This window comes from Flavobacterium sp. ACN6, assembly GCF_002304005.1.
Taxonomy (GTDB): domain Bacteria; phylum Bacteroidota; class Bacteroidia; order Flavobacteriales; family Flavobacteriaceae; genus Flavobacterium.
The window spans coordinates 239747-257544 of record NZ_MRCQ01000004.1; the positions used below are offsets into that span (position 1 = coordinate 239747).

The 17798-nt window shown below is 34.6% G+C and carries 10 protein-coding genes; 2 read left to right on the forward strand and 8 right to left on the reverse strand.

Annotated features, from left to right (window positions below; genetic code table 11):
* Positions 1-62: 62 nt before the first annotated feature.
* The 7 genes from BSF42_RS08385 to porU form a co-directional block, all read right to left on the reverse strand.
* On the reverse strand, positions 63-593 hold the full coding sequence (locus tag BSF42_RS08385) for a carboxymuconolactone decarboxylase family protein (RefSeq protein ID WP_095952631.1): 531 nt from the start codon (positions 591-593) through the stop codon (positions 63-65).
* 374 nt (positions 594-967) lie between these two features.
* Positions 968-2812, reverse strand: coding sequence for a hydrolase/aminopeptidase (locus BSF42_RS08395; protein ID WP_095952633.1), 1845 nt, complete (start codon positions 2810-2812; stop codon positions 968-970).
* 136 nt (positions 2813-2948) lie between these two features.
* Positions 2949-4622 carry a pyruvate dehydrogenase complex dihydrolipoamide acetyltransferase gene (locus BSF42_RS08400; RefSeq protein ID WP_095952634.1) on the reverse strand — a complete coding sequence of 558 codons (1674 nt, stop codon included), beginning with the start codon at positions 4620-4622 and terminating at the stop codon, positions 2949-2951.
* 6 nt (positions 4623-4628) lie between these two features.
* Positions 4629-5627, reverse strand: a complete 999-nt coding sequence (gene pdhA / locus BSF42_RS08405) for a pyruvate dehydrogenase (acetyl-transferring) E1 component subunit alpha (RefSeq protein WP_095952635.1) — start codon at positions 5625-5627, stop codon at positions 4629-4631.
* Between the two features lie 159 nt (positions 5628-5786).
* Entirely contained in the window at positions 5787-6269 is a 483-nt protein-coding gene (cdd, locus tag BSF42_RS08410) for a cytidine deaminase (protein WP_095952636.1), read from the reverse strand.
* Between the two features lie 80 nt (positions 6270-6349).
* Complete coding sequence (gene porV, locus BSF42_RS08415; RefSeq protein ID WP_095952637.1) at positions 6350-7555, reverse strand: type IX secretion system outer membrane channel protein PorV; 1206 nt, start codon at positions 7553-7555, stop codon at positions 6350-6352.
* 40 nt (positions 7556-7595) lie between these two features.
* Positions 7596-11432, reverse strand: coding sequence for a type IX secretion system sortase PorU (gene porU / locus BSF42_RS08420; RefSeq protein ID WP_095952638.1), 3837 nt, complete (start codon positions 11430-11432; stop codon positions 7596-7598).
* A 213-nt stretch (positions 11433-11645) separates the two neighbouring features.
* Here porU and gldJ point away from each other — a divergent pair, with 213 nt between their 5' ends.
* Positions 11646-13331, forward strand: coding sequence for a gliding motility lipoprotein GldJ (gldJ, locus tag BSF42_RS08425; RefSeq protein ID WP_095952639.1), 1686 nt, complete (start codon positions 11646-11648; stop codon positions 13329-13331).
* Positions 13332-13449: 118 nt separating this feature from the next.
* A complete protein-coding gene (gene murF, locus BSF42_RS08430; RefSeq protein ID WP_095952640.1) occupies positions 13450-14736 on the forward strand; it encodes a UDP-N-acetylmuramoyl-tripeptide--D-alanyl-D-alanine ligase in 1287 nt (428 codons plus the stop codon).
* Positions 14737-14775: 39 nt separating this feature from the next.
* Here murF and BSF42_RS08435 read toward each other — a convergent pair whose 3' ends face one another.
* Positions 14776-17658 carry a triple tyrosine motif-containing protein gene (locus tag BSF42_RS08435; RefSeq protein ID WP_095952641.1) on the reverse strand — a complete coding sequence of 961 codons (2883 nt, stop codon included), beginning with the start codon at positions 17656-17658 and terminating at the stop codon, positions 14776-14778.
* Positions 17659-17798: the final 140 nt, after the last annotated feature.

A 17798-nucleotide genomic window follows, 5' to 3' on the forward strand; every position in this document is an offset into this window, starting at 1 on the left:
GAACTAGATTCACAACTATCCTTATAAATTGTTTTTTGTTATAGTGACTTTGTGTTTTTTAATTATACTGCTGGAAAGTCGATTTCAGTATTAGCCAAATTGTTGAAATAGTTTGTCAAAACATTTAAAGCAACATGAGCAACAGTTTCAGCAATTTCAGCATCAGATACTCCTGCATTTTTAGCTTTGTTTACATCTTCATCATTTACCAAACCATTTTTACTGATTAATGTTTTAGCCAGTTGTAAAATCGCTTCTGTTTTAGCATCAGTAGAATTTCCTGTTCTTGCTGCGTGTAAAACCGCTGGATCAGCTTTAACTAGTTTTTCTCCAATAAAAGTGTGAGCTGCTAAACAATAATCACATGAATTACTTTCTGAAACAGCTAAAGCAATTAACTCACCTGTTTTTGCATTTAGTTTTCCATGGCTCAACGCGCCGCTCAAATTTAAATATCCTTCTAAGACTGCTGGAGAATTCCCCATTGTTCTCATCATGTTCGGAACTACACCTAATTTTGCTTGTACAGCGTTGAATAAATCTTTAGTTTTTCCTGTTACTTCTTCTGGGTTTAATGCTGTTAATCGTGTCATTGTATTTAATTTTTTAATTGTTATTATTTGTTGTTGTCTTTTGACATTACAAAGGTGCGACGATTACAGATCTTAGAACATGGAGAATGTACGCTATGTGATGTACAATTTTCCCTCTCTTTATTTTGGGATAAAATTTTAGGATTTTTTCAGGAGCTAGTCCCGCTATCCGTTACAATCTTTTGTGGCGAACTCCGCCACAAAAGGATTTTCACTTCTATCGGGGCTAGGACAATCGTTTTCATAAGGGCTTTTTTCGTTTATTTTGTTTGCAATGATAAAGTTTACCACAAAGCTTTTCCGCAAATAAGACGCAAAAAAAAACAGGCTGTTCCTTGGGAACAGCCTGTTTTTTAAACTATATTCTTAAAAAATTATTTCAAAACACCTTCAACAGCCTGAACAGTTGTAGCATGATATCCAGATTTCGCTTTTTCAAAGATTTGTTTAGCCCATGTTTTTCCTTCGGGAGTTTTAACCATTTCTTTGTAAAGCATCATTACAGATCCAGTTCTGCTTATGCCAATTAAAAATTGTTCAATTGCAGGATAAGCTGGTTTGTATTGGTGAATTAATGCCTGAACAAACCATTGGCGTTTAATAATGAAGTTTCCGCCTTTTGTAAAGTTGAATTCACGGTCAATAGCTTCCATTTCTTTTGCTGTGATGTCAGCAGGAAGATGGTCTATAAAATGCTGTTTTTCTGCAGTCGTTGTAATTTTTTGACTTAAACCTTTTACGCCCGTTTCTCTCCAGCTTTTTTGGATTTTGTCAATAGCATCAAAATCAGCTGAACTTACTGGAGTAATGTTTGATGGAATTCCAGGTTTGTAAATCCAGTCTTCTAGTTTGATTTTATCAGCTAAAGTTTTGTCTCCTTTAATGAGGTTTTCATTTAAATATTTTACGAAATCTTCTGTAGTGATCGATTTAAAAGCGTGTGCATCGAAATAATTTTTAATGAAAACATCAAATTTTTCACGTCCAACGGCATTTTCAATTACTCTTAAAAAAGCATAACCTTTTACATACGGAATCATGCTGATTCCGTCATCTGGATTTCTACCTGTTAAAGATACTTTTAACCTTGTGTCAGGACTTGTTTCTCCATATTCAGCAACATTATCAACTAACTCTTTTCTTGTAATAACGTTTTGCATTTCAAATTCTTTCTTTCCAAAAATAGCTTCTCCAATGCGGTGTTCTACATAAGTAGTAAAACCTTCATTTAACCAAATATCATCCCAAGTTGCGTTGGTTACTAAGTTTCCGCTCCAGCTGTGGCCTAATTCATGTGCTAATAAACTGGTTAGTGAGCGATCTCCAGCAATAACTCCTGGAGTTAAAAATGTTAAATTCGGATTTTCCATTCCGCCATAAGGAAAACTTGGAGGTAAAACCAATACATCATAACGTCCCCAGCGATAAGGTCCGTATAATTTTTCGGCTGCTACAACCATTTTTCCAAGTTCTGCAAATTCCCAAGCCGATTTTTTCAGCATAGACGGCTCTGCATAAACTCCCGTTCTGTTGTCAATAGATTGAAATTCGATATCTCCAACTGCAATTGCCATTAAATAGGACGGAATTGCTTTGTCTTGTTTGAAAGTATAAACTCCAGTATCATTTTTCTTCTGCGGATTCACAGCGCTCATTACAGCCAATAAATCTTTAGGAACTGTAACTTTTGCATTATAAGTAAATCGAATTCCCGGCGAATCCTGACAAGGAATCCAAGTGCGAGACCAAACACTTTCTCCCTGCGAAAATAAAAATGGTTTCTTTTTATCTGCAGTTTGTTCTGGTGTAAGCCATTGTAATGCTACAGCCTCTTTAGTGGTGTTGTAGTAAATGTTTACTTTAGTAGTATTTGGTTCAATAGTGATATGAAGCGGTTTTCCATGAAATTCAGTGGCTGCGCCAAGCTCAAATTTGGTTTCTTTTTCTTCATCGCCCAAAGTTACTTTTGTGATATTTAAAGTGTTTTCGTCGAAAATGATTTCGTTTCCTTTGCTGATGTTGTCGATTGTCCAAGAAGCTTTTCCTGAAATAGTCTGCGTGTCAAAATCAACTTTGATGTCCAGATCAAGATGTTTTGCCACGGCAAGTTCTGGTTTAGAGTAGCTGTGTTCATCTATGACAGCTGTTGGTTTTGCTGCTTGATCTTTCTGACAGGCAATAACTGTGAGAAATAAAGCGGCAAGGATTAGTTTTTTCATTTTATGAAGTATTGAATTTGAAGACGAAAATTAAACAAAAAATCCCGTTTTGAATAAACAAAACGGGATTTTATTAAATATAACTATCGATTTTCATTCAGTCTGCCTTGATTTTTCTCAGGCTGACATTTGAAAATTATGCCAACATTGTAACTGGGCTTTCGATATATTGTTTTAATGTTTGTAAGAATTGAGCACCAGTTGCACCATCAATTGTTCTGTGGTCACAAGCTAATGATAACATCATTGTGTTTCCAACTACGATTTGACCGTTTTTAACCACTGGTTTTTCAACAATTGCACCTACAGAAAGGATAGCAGAGTTTGGCTGGTTGATAATTGAATTGAATTCAGTGATACCAAACATACCAAGGTTAGATACTGTAAAAGTACTTCCTTCCATTTCTTGTGGTCCAAGTTTTTTGTTTTTAGCTCTTCCGGCAAGATCTCTTACTGAAGCACCAATTTGAGATAAACTCATAGCGTCTGTAAATTTCAATACAGGAACAACTAATCCGTCTTCAACTGCTACAGCAACACCAATATTTACATGGTGGTTGATGATAATAGCATCTTCTTTCCACTGAGAATTGATTTTTGGGTGTTTTTTCAATGCTAAAGCACAAGCTTTAATTACCATATCGTTGAAAGATACTTTTGTATCTGGAACGGTATTGATTGTCGCTCTTGCGCCCATAGCTTCGTCCATACTTACTTCGATCACTAAGTTGTAGTGAGGTGCAGTAAATAAAGATTCTGCCAAACGTTTAGCGATAATTTTACGCATTTGAGAGTTTTTGATCTCTTCTGTGTAAACTTCTCCAGCAGGAACAAATACTTTTGGTGCAGCAGGAGCAGATGCTTCTTGCTTAGCGTCAGATTTTGCAGCTGGCTGTGCTTGAGCGGCAGGAGTAAAGTTTTCGATATCGCTTTTTACGATACGTCCGTTTTCTCCAGATCCTTTAACTTGGTTTAATTGAATTCCTTTGTCAGAAGCGATTTTTTTAGCTAAAGGTGAAGCTAAAATTCTTCCTCCATTTGATGAAGTGTCGGCAGTTGCTTCAGTTGCTTTTTCAGCAGTAGGAGCAGTTTTTTCTTCAGTTGCAGGTCCCGAAGCTTCGGGAGCAGTTGCAGCGCCTCCGGCAGTATAGTTGTCAGCAATTCCAGAAATATCAGTTCCTGCAGGTCCAATGATAGCTAATAAGCTGTCAACAGGAGCAGTGTTTCCTTCTTGAATTCCAATATATAATAAAGTTCCGGCATTGAAAGACTCAAACTCCATAGTAGCTTTGTCTGTTTCAATTTCTGCTAGAATGTCTCCTTCAGCTACAGCATCTCCTTCTTTTTTCAACCACGTTGCCACAGTTCCTTCCGTCATTGTATCACTCAAACGTGGCATCGTTACAACTATAACACCTTTTGGTAATTCAGTTGCAGCTTTTGCAGGAGCAGCAGTTTCTGTTTTAGCTTCAGCAACAGGTGCTTCTTCTTTAGTTTCTGCTTTTGGTTCCGAAGCTTCGGAACTAGCAGCAGGAGCATCACCACCGGCTAAAAGAGCAGAAATATCTTCTCCTTCTTTACCAATGATTGCTAATAATGAATCAACTGGAGCAGTTTCTCCAGCTTGAATTCCGATATGTAAAAGAGTTCCTTCGTTAAAAGATTCGAACTCCATTGTTGCTTTGTCTGTTTCAATTTCAGCAAGGATATCTCCTTCGCTAATTTTGTCGCCTACTTTTTTTAACCAAGTCGCTACCGTTCCTTCCGTCATAGTATCGCTCAAACGAGGCATTGTTACTTTAATAGCCATAATTAATTATAGTTTATGAGGTGTAAATGGATAGTCTTCTTGTGCGTATACTACATCGTATAATTGTTGTAAGTCTGGGTATGGAGATTCTTCTGCGAATTTCTGGCATTCCTCAACTAAGTCTTTAACTCTTTGGTCAATTACTTCAATTTCTTCGTCTGTAGCATATTTTTGATCTTTAATTACATCAAGAACTTGCGTAATTGGATCGATTTTTTTGTATTCTTCAACCTCTTCTTTCGAACGGTATAATTGTGCATCAGACATAGAGTGTCCTCTGTAACGGTACGTTTTCATTTCAAGGAAAGTTGGTCCGTCACCACGGCGCGCTCTTTCGATAGCTTCGTGCATAGCTTCAGCAACTTTTACTGGGTTCATTCCGTCAACAGGTCCGCAAGGCATTTCATAACCTAAACCTAATTTCCAGATGTCAGTGTGGTTTGCAGTTCTTTCAACAGAAGTTCCCATTGCGTAACCGTTGTTTTCAACGATAAATACAACTGGTAATTTCCACAACATAGCCATATTGAAAGCTTCGTGTAAAGAACCTTGCCTTGCAGCTCCGTCACCAAAATAAGTCATGGTAACACCGCCAGTGTTGAAATATTTATCAGCGAAAGCTAAACCAGCTCCAACTGGAATTTGTCCACCTACGATTCCGTGACCTCCGTAAAAACGGTGCTCTTTAGAGAAAATGTGCATAGAACCTCCCATACCTTTAGAAGTTCCTGTTGCTTTTCCTAAAAGTTCTGCCATTACGTTTCTAGGATCAACTCCCATACCAATTGGCTGAACGTGGTTTCTGTAAGCAGTAATCATTTTATCTTTGGTCAAATCCATAGCGTGCAGTGCACCAGCTAATACAGCTTCTTGACCATTATATAGGTGTAGAAAACCTCTAACTTTTTGTTGAATGTATAACGCTGCAAGTTTGTCTTCAAACTTTCTCCAAAGCAGCATGTCCTCATACCACTTTAAATATACCTCTTTTGTAACTTCTTTCATCTGAATTCTTTCTTTTGCTAAAGTTGTTTGTGTTATCGATTATTGTGCCTGTAACGCAAAATAGTTTCCTCCCACAAATTTGCGCCCGAAAGGTCGGGATGCAAAAATAAGACATTACATTTAAGAACTAAAATTTAATGACTACTTTTTGGCTTTTTTTTACAAGAACTTTTTGTCAAACATCAAAGGGAGTAAATTTTTCAATGATGAAGATTTATAAACTTCGCCAATTTCGCCCATAAAATAGATTTCAATTGGTGTTTCTTGCTTTATCTCGTATTCTGCAATTGATTGTCGACAAGAGCCGCATGGCGGAATAGGGGCAGTTGTCTGATTGGTATCAGAAGCTGCTGTAATTGCCATTTTTATTATTTTGGCTTCTGGATAAATGCTTCCTGCATGAAAAATCGCTACTCTTTCTGCGCAAAGTCCAGATGGATATGCTGCATTTTCTTGGTTGGAACCTAAAACAATTTTTCCATTATCTAAAAGTAAGGCTGCGCCAACTCTAAATTTTGAATAAGGTGCGTAAGCTTTTTTTCTGATTTCGACTGCTTGATTCATTAAATCCTGAATTTCTTCTGGAAGTTCATTCAAATTATCAAATGTTGTAAATGAAGTTGTTATATTGAATTCTTTCATCTGTTTTTATGGGAAAAAAAATCCAAATTCCTAAAATGACGGAATTTGGATTGTATTATTTTTATTTTAATGCTATTTCTTTAGTACGTTTCGTATTTGTCTCCAAAATTAAACGTTAAAGAGAAACGAAGTGTGTTTTCTAAAGGGTTTTTTATTTTTGATGCCGAGAATAAATAAGATACATCGATTTTCATGATGTTGTATTTAAATCCTGCTCCTAAAGAGAAAAATTGTTTTGCACCTTTTTCTGGGCTTTCGTGGTAATAGCCTAAACGCATTGCAAATGAATCTTGATACATATATTCGGCAGCAACACTATAGGTAACTTCTTTTATTTCTTCGCTAAGTCCGCCAGGAGCGTCTCCAAAAGATTTGAATATTCCTTGAAACCAGCCAATGTCATTATAGTTTCTATAACCAATATCTGTAGCTTCTTGCTGCGATATATCTTCTGGATCATCAAAATCTCCATCGCCGTTTACATCTACTGCTGTTCCAATACCTGGAGGCGTTGGAACTAAAAGTTTTGTAAGTTCAGCGCTTAAAGTAAGTTTGTTGTAATCGTCAAAAATAAAGTCAAAACCTCCTCCTAATCTTAAATTAGCAGGTAAAAAGTTTCTGCTTACATCATCGTTATCGTAACTTATTTTCGGGCCTAGGTTCTGAAAGTTAATTCCGGCTCTCCATCTTCCGTTAAAATCCTGATAAGCAATTTCTTCCGATTGATAAAAGGCAGCTACATCAACAGCAAAAGAACTTGCTGAAGTTGCATCAACTTCTTCAGAGGCAACTTTTAGATTCGAATTTATAAAACGACCGGCAACAGCCATCGAGAATTTTTCACTTAATTTTAATGAATAAGATCCATCTAAGGCAAATTCATTTGGATTTACTTCTCTTACTGCTTCGTTAGGGTCTCCAGTGTATCTTAACTCAATTCCTCCAAAACCAAAATAGCGGAAACTTCCAGCGAAAGCACTTTTTTCATTGATTTTGTTGTAATACGTTACCTGACCTAGTGAAATGTCGTTGGCAAGATCTGTTAAGTAAGGTGTGTAACTAATAGAAAGACCTTGAGCATCTTCTGCGAATGCATATTTTGCAGGATTCCATTGTTGTGAGAAAACGTCGGCAGAAGTAGCGACACCTTGATCAGCTAAACCTGCTGCTCTAGCATCTGCTGCTACTAGTAAAAAAGGAACTCCAGTTACAATAGGTCGTGAATCCTGAGCCTTTGTACTGTAGAAAATAAAAAAACAAATTAATAATAGTGCTATTTTTTTCATTTATGGGACTAATGTTTTGGTGGTGCAAATATATAGAATATTATAGGATGACAAGCTTTTCGTATTTTTCTGCTTTTTTATTTGTCAAATTTGATTTTACCGTAAGCTTATAAATGTACACTCCTTTTCCGATTCTGTCTCCAAAATCATCTTTACCATCCCACGTTATATCTCGTGATAAAAATCCTTCTGTTGTTATAGTTTGATTTTTTGTCCAAACTACTTTTCCAGTAATAGTCATTACCTGTACTTGTACTTCCAAAGGCTCATAGGGCCTGTTGTGTGAGAACCAAAATTGGGTGTAAGTTGAAAAAGGGTTTGGATAATTAAGAACGTGTGATAATGTCAAAGATTCGTCTCCAACAACTGTAAATTGAATCTCGCTGGTAACTGGATTATTATATACGTCCCAAGCAGTAAAACTTATAGTGTGTAAACCTGGCGCTAAATTCCTAAAAGGGAAACGCAGATTTCCATTTGTATAATCATCTAATTTTGTTTGATAATAATCATTCAAAATATAAGGATTACTGACGTCTCCATCTAAAATTGCAACAATATCATGTCCGATTCCGCTTGCTGTATTAATTCCGTTTTCGTCTTCTAAAAAGGCTAAAAGAAATGGGGATTCGTTTGTGATTCCGCCAGATACAAAAGTTTCATCGTTCATATATAACTTAACTTTCGGACTTATATTGTCCTGAGGTGCATTTTCGTTAATTCCTCCAATTTTAATGATGTTATTATGTCCTGTTTGATTTTCTAAAACTTCATTTTTTTTCGAGTAAAAACTGATTCTTCCATTGTCAACCGGGATACGAATATCTCTTGGAACAACAAAGCTAAATTCAAATTGCCCGTTGGTTACAGATGCATTTCCTCTAAAAATCGTTTCTCCTAAAGTTTTGAATTGTATAGGAGGGCTGAAGCCGTCATTGTTTAACGTTGAATTTGTGATCATTTTATCGAAAATAGCAGTTGCTAATTCTCCGTTATAATTGCTTAAAAGAGTATTGTTTTCGTCTGTAATTTCTCCTGATATTTTAATTTTTGATAATGATTTTAAATCTGGTATCGGCTGCGAAATGGCAATATCATTTACTTTTGTTAAATTAATTCGAGGTTTTGGTATGGCAAGCATTAAGGCGGGGTCACCTATATATACAACAACATTACTGGCAGAACTTGGTCTTTCGTTTTTAGAAATTCTTAAAGACTCTGCAATGCTGTTGTATTGGTTGGAACCGTACGCAAGAAGATTTTTGCTGAGAATGTCATTAAAGTCCTCTGCGTTTGGCTGTCCGATTTCTCGAATTGTTGTCAGCATCGAAATCGCGCCTCCTTTTGGATTCCAAAAAACGTATTCTCCAGCTGTAGGTCTTGTTGGATCGTCAAATCTCGAAAATTCACAAGTAATGGTAATAAATAAAGGATATTTGTATTGATTGTTTAGGTTTTGACTGTCTGATTTTTCCCAAATTCGCTCACTCGCCAATCCGTCTTCGCCGCCATGTCCCAAATAATTAAAAACTAATGCGCCTTTTTCAAAAGCATTAAAAAAATCGGTTCTTGCTTTTGGGTATCTGGCTCCGCCGGCAGAAGCTTCTTGGGTGTAAGCGTCCAGCAGTATTTTTTCGATATTAAAAAAAGGCTTTTCGGTGGCAATTACATCTGCAAGGGAATTTTGACGGGACTGTAGTGTTTCGTCTCCAGATGTATCGGAATCATCGCTGATTAAAACAAAATTATTTCGCCAGTTTCCGTATGATTTTGCATCATGATATTCTAAAACTTTATTAACCATTTCCTGAGCCTGCGCGTTATCTGAAACTAACATACGTCCAACGGCAATATCAATCCCGCTGAAAGGATAAGACACAATTCCTTCGTTTGTATCCATAAGCCCAAAAAAATCATCAGAAGCGAATCCAGCTTCTCCAACTGTATTACTTGTTAGCGATTGATATATAGGTACGATATTGGTATTGTTGGAAATTCGGTCTTTGTAATCATAGGACGCATCGCCGAATAAATTTAAATATTTGATTCTTTTATCCGAAGAAAAAGCATTATCATAAACATACTTGACAAAATTCCTGATCGCTGCAATATCTTGTTTTCCCGAAGAGAATTCCTGATAGATATTCTCTAGTGAAACCACTTTTACATTTATGTTCGAGTTGGTTCGATGAAAACTGGCTAATCTTTCTGCTTGAGAAATAAGGGATTTTGGTGATACGATTACATAATCAATATCCTGAAAAGCATTTTGGCTGTTTCTAAAAATGGTGCCTTTTAAGTTTTGATTTGCGATTTTAGACTGATTTTCCTTTAAAGGAGTATAAAAATCAGCAGGATCAATTGCGATGTATTTTCTAACTTCTCCTAAATTAGCTTTAAAGCTAAAAGTCGGCTGATTGGCATTTTCTATTTTTGATATATTATATAGGTCTGTTACATCCCAGATTTGAGTTACTCCAGATGCGTTTCCAAATGTGTAATTGACAACCCCAGCCACAGATCCCGCGTCATTATATTGAAATGCAAATTGTTTGCCTGTTCCTAGAAGTCTTCGTTTTGCAATTAAATTAATGTAATCCAGATAGCCTTTTGATCCTGGAACACCATTATTATTATAAGTAAGCTTTATTTTAATATTATCAGTACCTGTAAATGTTATGTTGGATGGCAGGCTTCCATTATAGTATTTAGTGTCGGAGTTTGTTATTAAGGAGGGAAAACTTATGTTTCCAACATTTTGCCCATTTGCAGCAATTGTAAAAGAAGTAGAGGTAAAGGAGGCAGATGCTGTTCTTACTTCTATTTTTACGGGTATAGAAGTGTCAAGATTTGGGAAACTAAATGAAAATTCCTGTTCCTGATTAATGTCAAATGATTCCCCCAGCCATTGACGGCCCAAGTGAACGATATTGTTTTGATCGATTTCATGAAATTGATAGTCATCAAACGTGTTTAGTTCTAATGTACTGTTGGCTGTTGGCTGATTTAAGTTTTGAATCCTCTTTCCCTCAGTTCCTATGCTGGTTATATAATAATAGGAATTAGTGTCATATAAATTGACATTAGTCTGGCTTTCAGTGTTCCAGTTTTCTGTTCCCTCAGCATAAAAAAGAATATAATCTTCGTTGTTGAAAACTCCATCATTTTCGCCAATTACTTGAATTGCATTTTCGGTTAAATCATCTGGATAGTATGAATTATTGGAAAGGGGAAGCATTCTGCCGCCATTTCCGTAGATTTTTATTCTTCTCGGATCAGTTTTAGAAGCATCAAAACCAAGGCTTTGTAAAAACGACCTGCTTATTTTATAAACACCTGATTTTTGAATGTAAAATCGGTACCAGTCTCCAGATGCCAAAACAGAATTTGAAATCGCAGCCGCTTTTTGAAAAGATGAAGTGCTGCCGGTTTTTGCGGCGGAACCATTTATAAAATAAGAAAATGATTTAATGCGTTTAAAGCTGTTTCCTTCTTTTATTATTGGAGATAAAAAAAGAAAAACCTGTTTTAAATCTCTAGAATTTGTGATAAATAAAGATTCATTAGTCTTCTCAGGAATGTTTTCAACTGCTAAATCTCCTAAGTCAGTTCTGGAAACCTGTTCGTAAATTATGCTGCTAATTTGCACCGAACCGCTGTTTGAAATGTTTGTCTGGGTGATATTTTGGAGAAATGTTATGCTTTTTTTTGTCATATCAAAGCGAAAACTGCTTCCTTCAAAATACGGAATTGTGATTTTATTTTCGCCGAAATTCACCTCTTTCTTATTTTGCCAATTGATCGTTACACTCCCATTTTGCTGAGAAAATGAAAGAATAGGGATCAGAAAAATATAGATGAGGATTGCCTGTTTCATTAGTTTAAAAAGCGAAATTTAATTAAAAAATAATTAGTAAGTAAAAATATAGTATTTCATGTTACAGTAAATAATAAAAAGTATATTTTTGCGTTCGTAACTAAAGGTTATTTTCTGCTAAAAAACAGCAAAATAAAATTATTAGAACAGATGTTGCTAATTAAATGTTAATTATTATATTGCAGCACCTAAATTTATCACCTAAGAATGAGTATGAAAGTAAACAAAATTGTAGCCTTGCCGTTAATGATGTCAATTGTATTGATGTTGGGCACGGCTAGTTGTAGCAAAAAATCTAGTTCCACTCAAGCTTCTAGAGCAACTGGCTGGGATGTAGATAGTCAGAATGGAACTGCTGCTAGAAATGCAGGGAAAAAACAACAGGCTGGTCCTGGTTTGGTTTTTGTTGAAGGAGGTACGTTTACTATGGGTAAAGTACAGGATGATGTTATGCATGATTGGAATAACACACCAACTCAACAGCACGTTCAATCATTCTATATGGATGAAACCGAAGTTACGAACGGTATGTACTTAGAATACCTGGAATGGTTAAAGAAAGTTTTTCCGCCAACGGAAGAAAATTACAAAAATATTTACGAAGGAGCATCTCCGGATACCCTTGTATGGAGAAATCGTTTAGGTTATAACGAAACGATGACTAATAATTATTTAAGACATCCGTCTTATGCTAACTACCCAGTAGTTGGTGTTAACTGGATTCAAGCTGTTGAATTTAGTAAGTGGAGAACTGACCGTGTAAACGAAGCGGTTCTTGAAAAAAGCGGATATCTTAAAAAAGGTGCTAAAACGCAAGACGTTAGTGCTGAAAGTTTGTTTAATACTGAAGCTTACTTAGCTTCTCCATCTACAACTTACGGTGGAAATGAAGAATTAGTATTAAAGAAAAATCCAAACGGAAAGAGAACTAAAGCAGGTAAAGATGGTGTAGTGCCAGAAGAGAAAAATGTTTACGCGCAACGTTCTTCTGGAATTATTTTACCAGAATACAGACTTCCTACTGAAGCAGAATGGGAGTATGCAGCTGCTGCTGATGTTGGCCAAAGAGAATATAATATCTACAAAGGACAAAAGAAATATCCTTGGTCTGGAGATTACACACGTTCTAACAAACGTAAAAATAAAGGTGATCAATTGGCTAACTTTAAACAAGGAAACGGTGATTACGGTGGAATTGCAGGATGGTCAGATGACGGAGCAGATATTACAAATGCTGTGAAGAGTTATGCACCAAACGATTTCGGTCTTTATGATATGGCAGGAAACGTTGCAGAATGGGTTGCCGATGTTTACAGACCTATTATTGATAATGAAGCAAATGATTTCAACTACTATAGAGGTAATCAATACGCTAAAAACAAAATTGGTAAAGACGGTAAACTTGAAATCGTTTCAACAGCATCTATTAAATATGATACTTTAAGTAATGGTAAAGTAGTTGCTAGAAACCTTCCTGGAGAAATTGCTCAGGTTCCGGTTGACGATCAAGAAACGTATTTAAGACAAAACTTCAGTACAAGTGATAATATCAACTATAGAGATGGTGATAAACAATCTTCAAGATATTTTGACTTTGGAGATTCTGAGTCAGGATCTAAAACTGATCAAGCAATGTACAACTCTCCTAAACATAATGTTACAACAGACAGTTTAGGTAAGATGATTAGAAAATATGATAACTCTAGTAAACGTACTACTTTAATCGATGATAAAGTAAGAGTTTACAAAGGAGGTTCTTGGAGAGATAGAGCATATTGGTTAGATCCAGCTCAAAGAAGATATTTCCCTCAAGATATGGCAACTGATTATATTGGTTTCAGATGTGCAATGTCTAGAGTTGGTTCAAAAGCTGAAAAGAGAAAATCTCCTAGAAACTAAGATTTAGAAATTCAAGTATAAAAAAATTCCAAATTCCAAAAGCTGCATATTCAGTCTGGAATTTGGAATTTTTTTATTGTTTTTTTTCTATTTTTATCATCTATTAAAAAAATTATAAATGAATATTCAAGACATTCATAACTTGTTTTTACAATGCAGTTCTCTTTCTATAGATACAAGGAAGATTGAAAAGAATTCAATGTTTTTTGCTATCAAAGGAGAGAATTTTGATGCCAATACTTTTGCTAAAGATGCACTGGATTTAGGTGCTTTATTTGTTGTTATTGATAATGAATCTTACTTTATTGATGAGAGAACTATTTTGGTTCAAAATAGTTTAGAAACACTTCAAGAGTTAGCCAAGTTTCACCGTACTTATTTAGGACTCCCAATTGTTGCATTGACAGGAAGTAATGGAAAGACAACAACAAAAGAATTAATAAATGTAGTGTTGTCAAAAAAGTTTAAAACAAAAGCTACAATCGGTAACTTAAACAATCATATTGGAGTGCCATTAACGCTGCTTTCCTTTACAAAAGAAACCGAGATTGGAATTGTAGAAATGGGCGCTAACCACCAGAAAGAAATTGAATTTTTGTGCCAAATAGCACAGCCAGATTTTGGTTATATAACTAATTTTGGTAAGGCTCATTTAGAAGGTTTTGGCGGTGTTGAAGGTGTGATTGCGGGTAAAAGTGAAATGTACCAATACTTGAATGCTAATCAAAAAACTGTTTTCGTAAATCTTGAAGATCCTATTCAGGTCGAGAAATCAAAAGATATTAAATCTTTTACTTTTGGTGTGAATAAAGAAAATTCAGATTTAAATATTCAAGAAATAACAGCAAACCCATTTGTTGCTATTAACTACGATAATTTTGTAATTGAATCGCACTTAATAGGACTTTACAATGCAAACAATATCAATGCAGCTGTTGCTGTTGGTAAATATTTTGAAGTTTCAGAAAGCGATATTAAGAGTGCTGTCGAAAATTATATTCCTGCTAACAATAGATCTCAGATGATGCAAAAAGGCTCAAATGAGATCATCTTAGATGCTTATAATGCGAATCCGAGTAGTATGGCCGTGGCAATTACTAATTTTCTTCAATTGGATAAGAATAATAAAATTATGATTCTTGGCGATATGTTTGAATTAGGAAATGAGAGCTTATACGAACACAAAGTTATTGTTGATTCTTTGGCAGAACAAACTCAAGCATTATGTTTTTTGATTGGAAAAGCGTTTTGTGCTAATCAGATTGAGAAGGATAACTTACTGTTTTTTGAAACCTTTGATTCATTAGCAGAATATCTGAAAAATTATAAATTCGATTCAAATATTATTTTAATAAAAGGTTCTAGAGGTATGGCTTTAGAGCGAACTTTAGAATATATTTCATAAAAAAAACAAAGCCATTTGATACGTCAAATGGCTTTGTTTTTAAATAGTCATTAAGAATCCAATTAGGTTTTCTTTCTTATTTAAACCTAGTTTCTTTCTCAAACGGTAACGCGCGAGTTCGACTCCTCCCGTTGAAATGTTCATGATTTCGGCTATTTCTTTAGTAGACATATTCATTAATAAATAAGTAGATAAGTCTAATTCTCTTGGAGAGATAGTTGGATACTGCCCTTTAAGTCGTTTTAAAAACTCAAAATGAACATTCTTAATGTGCTTTTCTAAGTCTTTCCAGCTTTTATCTGTATTAACTTCTTTTACGATGCTTTTATGGAGTTTGCTAAACTCAGATTTAGTGCTGTCGTCTAATATATTAGTGTCAATGTCTTTAAGTTTATGAATGATTCCATTAAGGACTTTGTTCTTTTTTACAACTTGTAGCGAATTGTTTACTAGCTCTTTATCTTTTGCTAAGATCTTAATTTGAAGTTTGTCATTTTTTAGTTTTTCGATTTCTTTTTCCAGATCATGCTGTTCGTGCCTGATCTTCGATTCTTTTTCTAGATACAATCGTCGTTGTTCAATTGTTTCGTAATACCTGTTTTTTCTAATTTTCAGTTTGATTCTAATAGAGATTAAGTATGCTCCTAATAAAATCATGATAAGGTAAAATAAGTAAGCAAGGAAATGCCTGTACCATGGTGGAGAAACTGTAAATTCAACTTCGGAAATATTAGATTCGATCCCATAGCTGTTTCGGGCCTTTAATTTCATCACATAATTTCCTTCTCTCAAATTGGTGTATTCTTTTATTGAAGTTGAAGACCAGCCTCTCCAGTTTTCTTCGAAAGGCTCCAATTTATATGAATACATTACATTTTCCTGATTTTCGTATGTTGGCGAAGCAAAGGTAAATTTTACGCGGTTAGACTTATATGGTATACTGTACGATTCTGTTTTAGTGATTAAATTACCTGTCAAAATGGTATCTCCTGGGAAAGAAAAACTTTCAATGAAAGCTTTCGGTTTCGTCATGAATGTATTGGGTACGGTAGAGTTGTAATGTGTTAAACGATCTGTTAATCCTATAAAAATGTTTTGAGGATCAATAGTGTTTACTGATATATAGTTGTTTACTAAATTACCGGTTAAATTTGAAAATATAGCTTGTTTCTTAGAATAGGTTCCGTTTTGATTTTTGACTAATACTCCAAGAGATTCATTAAATGCGTACCATAAATTTCCGTAAGGATCTTCAATTAATGTATTGATAGTTGGAATTCCTTTAAATAAACCAGTAATCTTTTTATCTTCAAAGAAAGCCTCTTGTTCAACAGAATATCTGAAAAAATGATTTTTGACTTGAAAATAAACCTTGTTATTAATGTTTTGTAAGCTGTTTATTCCTCCTTTGTATTTTTCGGAGATATTGGTATATTTTTTCATAAAATCGAATCTCTTCAAGTCGTCTGATAACTTAACTTGATATAAAAACGGATTTTTCTTGAGCCATAAATAATTTTCGTCGATTTCTACAGAAAAGTTATTTGTAGTTTCATCAAACCCTTTTACTTGATGCAGATAGTCGTAACCAGTTGAAGATTTTTTGAAAACAGAAAATCCGTTATAGCTTTCTCCGATAATATAATTTTCATGATTCGGAATTTTTTTGAATCCGAAATATCCTTTATTATCTAATATTTTCGAAACTCTATTTTTTTCAATTATCAAAGCCCCGCTATTACTAGCACAAACCAGCACATTGTTTAAAACTTGAATATTCCAAACTTGAGAAATTGTCCCTTCAACCCTTGTAAACGGACTGTCTTTAAAAGATTTTTCCCAAGGATGATAGAATAGACCTTGATTGGTGGCCACATACAAATTACCTTCAAATGTTGTTGAAGCATATACGGTTCCTATATTATAGCTGTAATCAAAATAAGAAAATGGAGAGTTCTCGTTTATAAACGTAATACCATTGTCAAGTCCAAGCCATATATTGTTTTTATTGTCAATAAATGAAGCTAGGATTGTGTTATTCTGAAGCCCTTTCTGCCTGTTTAAATGCTGAATTATCTTTCCGTTTAAATCACAAATAATGGCACCATCTAAGACAGAATTAAGGACTATAAATTTGTTCTTGATGATAGATCCGCCTAGAGATGTATTTTTTTTGACAAAATCATTTGCTTCCGTTGTCCAAGGTTTTATTGTGCCATTTTCAGATATGAAAAGACCTTTTTCTAAAGTTGCATATAATAATCTATTATTGGGAAGAGGGAAAAGAGACCAGATTTCTTTATCGTTAAAAAAAGTTGTGCCTTTGACTGCGGTTAATCTTCTGTTTTTGTATTCCAGTACACCAAGAGTTTTATCCTGAAAATAGAGGTGATTGTCTACTAAAAATGAAAACTGGAATTTATGTGGTGCATTTAAAGTGGTTATCTTTTCGTTTTTTAGAAAAAATACTTTTGAGAAAGATTGAAAGATGATTTCTCCATTAAATAGGTGAATTCTCCAGATAAGATTAATGTTTTCTTTGTCGATTGGACTTAATAAATTGTATAACGAATGATACTGTAAGATACCTTTTGCATCAATTTTAAAATATCCGAATTCGTTATTTCCTCCAACGAATATTCTGCCGGCAGCATCAATTTTTAAACTTCTAATTTCAGATTTATTGGGTAATGAATATTTGTGCCAGTTCGAACCGTCAAACTGAATTAAACCGCTGTTGTTGGCAAAGTAGATATTTCCGTTTTTGTCTTGGTCTATACTCCAGTTTTGAGTGCCGCCTTTATATTCAGATCTTTTATAGTTTTTAATATCGGGAATTCCAATGTTCTTTACTTGTGAAAAACTGATGTTTTGTATGAAAAATAGTAATACAAGTGTAAAAGGTCTAACTATGAATTTCATAAAATTTTAAATGTATTTTTATTAGAAATGCGTAATAATGTTGTTCTATTGTTGATTTTTCAATCTGAATGAATCTATTTTTTTAAATTATTTTTAATTTACAACGATGTAGTTGATATTAAAGCAATGTAATATACGTT

Bases quoted from the DNA above. Each gene is read 5' to 3' on its own strand.
- BSF42_RS08385 (WP_095952631.1), bottom strand. From the start codon at position 593: ATGACACGATTAACAGCATTAAACCCAGAAGAAGTAACAGGAAAAACT.
- BSF42_RS08395 (WP_095952633.1), bottom strand. From the start codon at position 2,812: ATGAAAAAACTAATCCTTGCCGCTTTATTTCTCACAGTTATTGCCTGT.
- BSF42_RS08400 (WP_095952634.1), bottom strand. From the start codon at position 4,622: ATGGCTATTAAAGTAACAATGCCTCGTTTGAGCGATACTATGACGGAA.
- pdhA (WP_095952635.1), bottom strand. From the start codon at position 5,627: ATGAAAGAAGTTACAAAAGAGGTATATTTAAAGTGGTATGAGGACATG.
- cdd (WP_095952636.1), bottom strand. From the start codon at position 6,269: ATGAAAGAATTCAATATAACAACTTCATTTACAACATTTGATAATTTG.
- porV (WP_095952637.1), bottom strand. From the start codon at position 7,555: ATGAAAAAAATAGCACTATTATTAATTTGTTTTTTTATTTTCTACAGT.
- porU (WP_095952638.1), bottom strand. From the start codon at position 11,432: ATGAAACAGGCAATCCTCATCTATATTTTTCTGATCCCTATTCTTTCA.
- gldJ (WP_095952639.1), top strand. From the start codon at position 11,646: ATGAAAGTAAACAAAATTGTAGCCTTGCCGTTAATGATGTCAATTGTA.
- murF (WP_095952640.1), top strand. From the start codon at position 13,450: ATGAATATTCAAGACATTCATAACTTGTTTTTACAATGCAGTTCTCTT.
- BSF42_RS08435 (WP_095952641.1), bottom strand. From the start codon at position 17,658: ATGAAATTCATAGTTAGACCTTTTACACTTGTATTACTATTTTTCATA.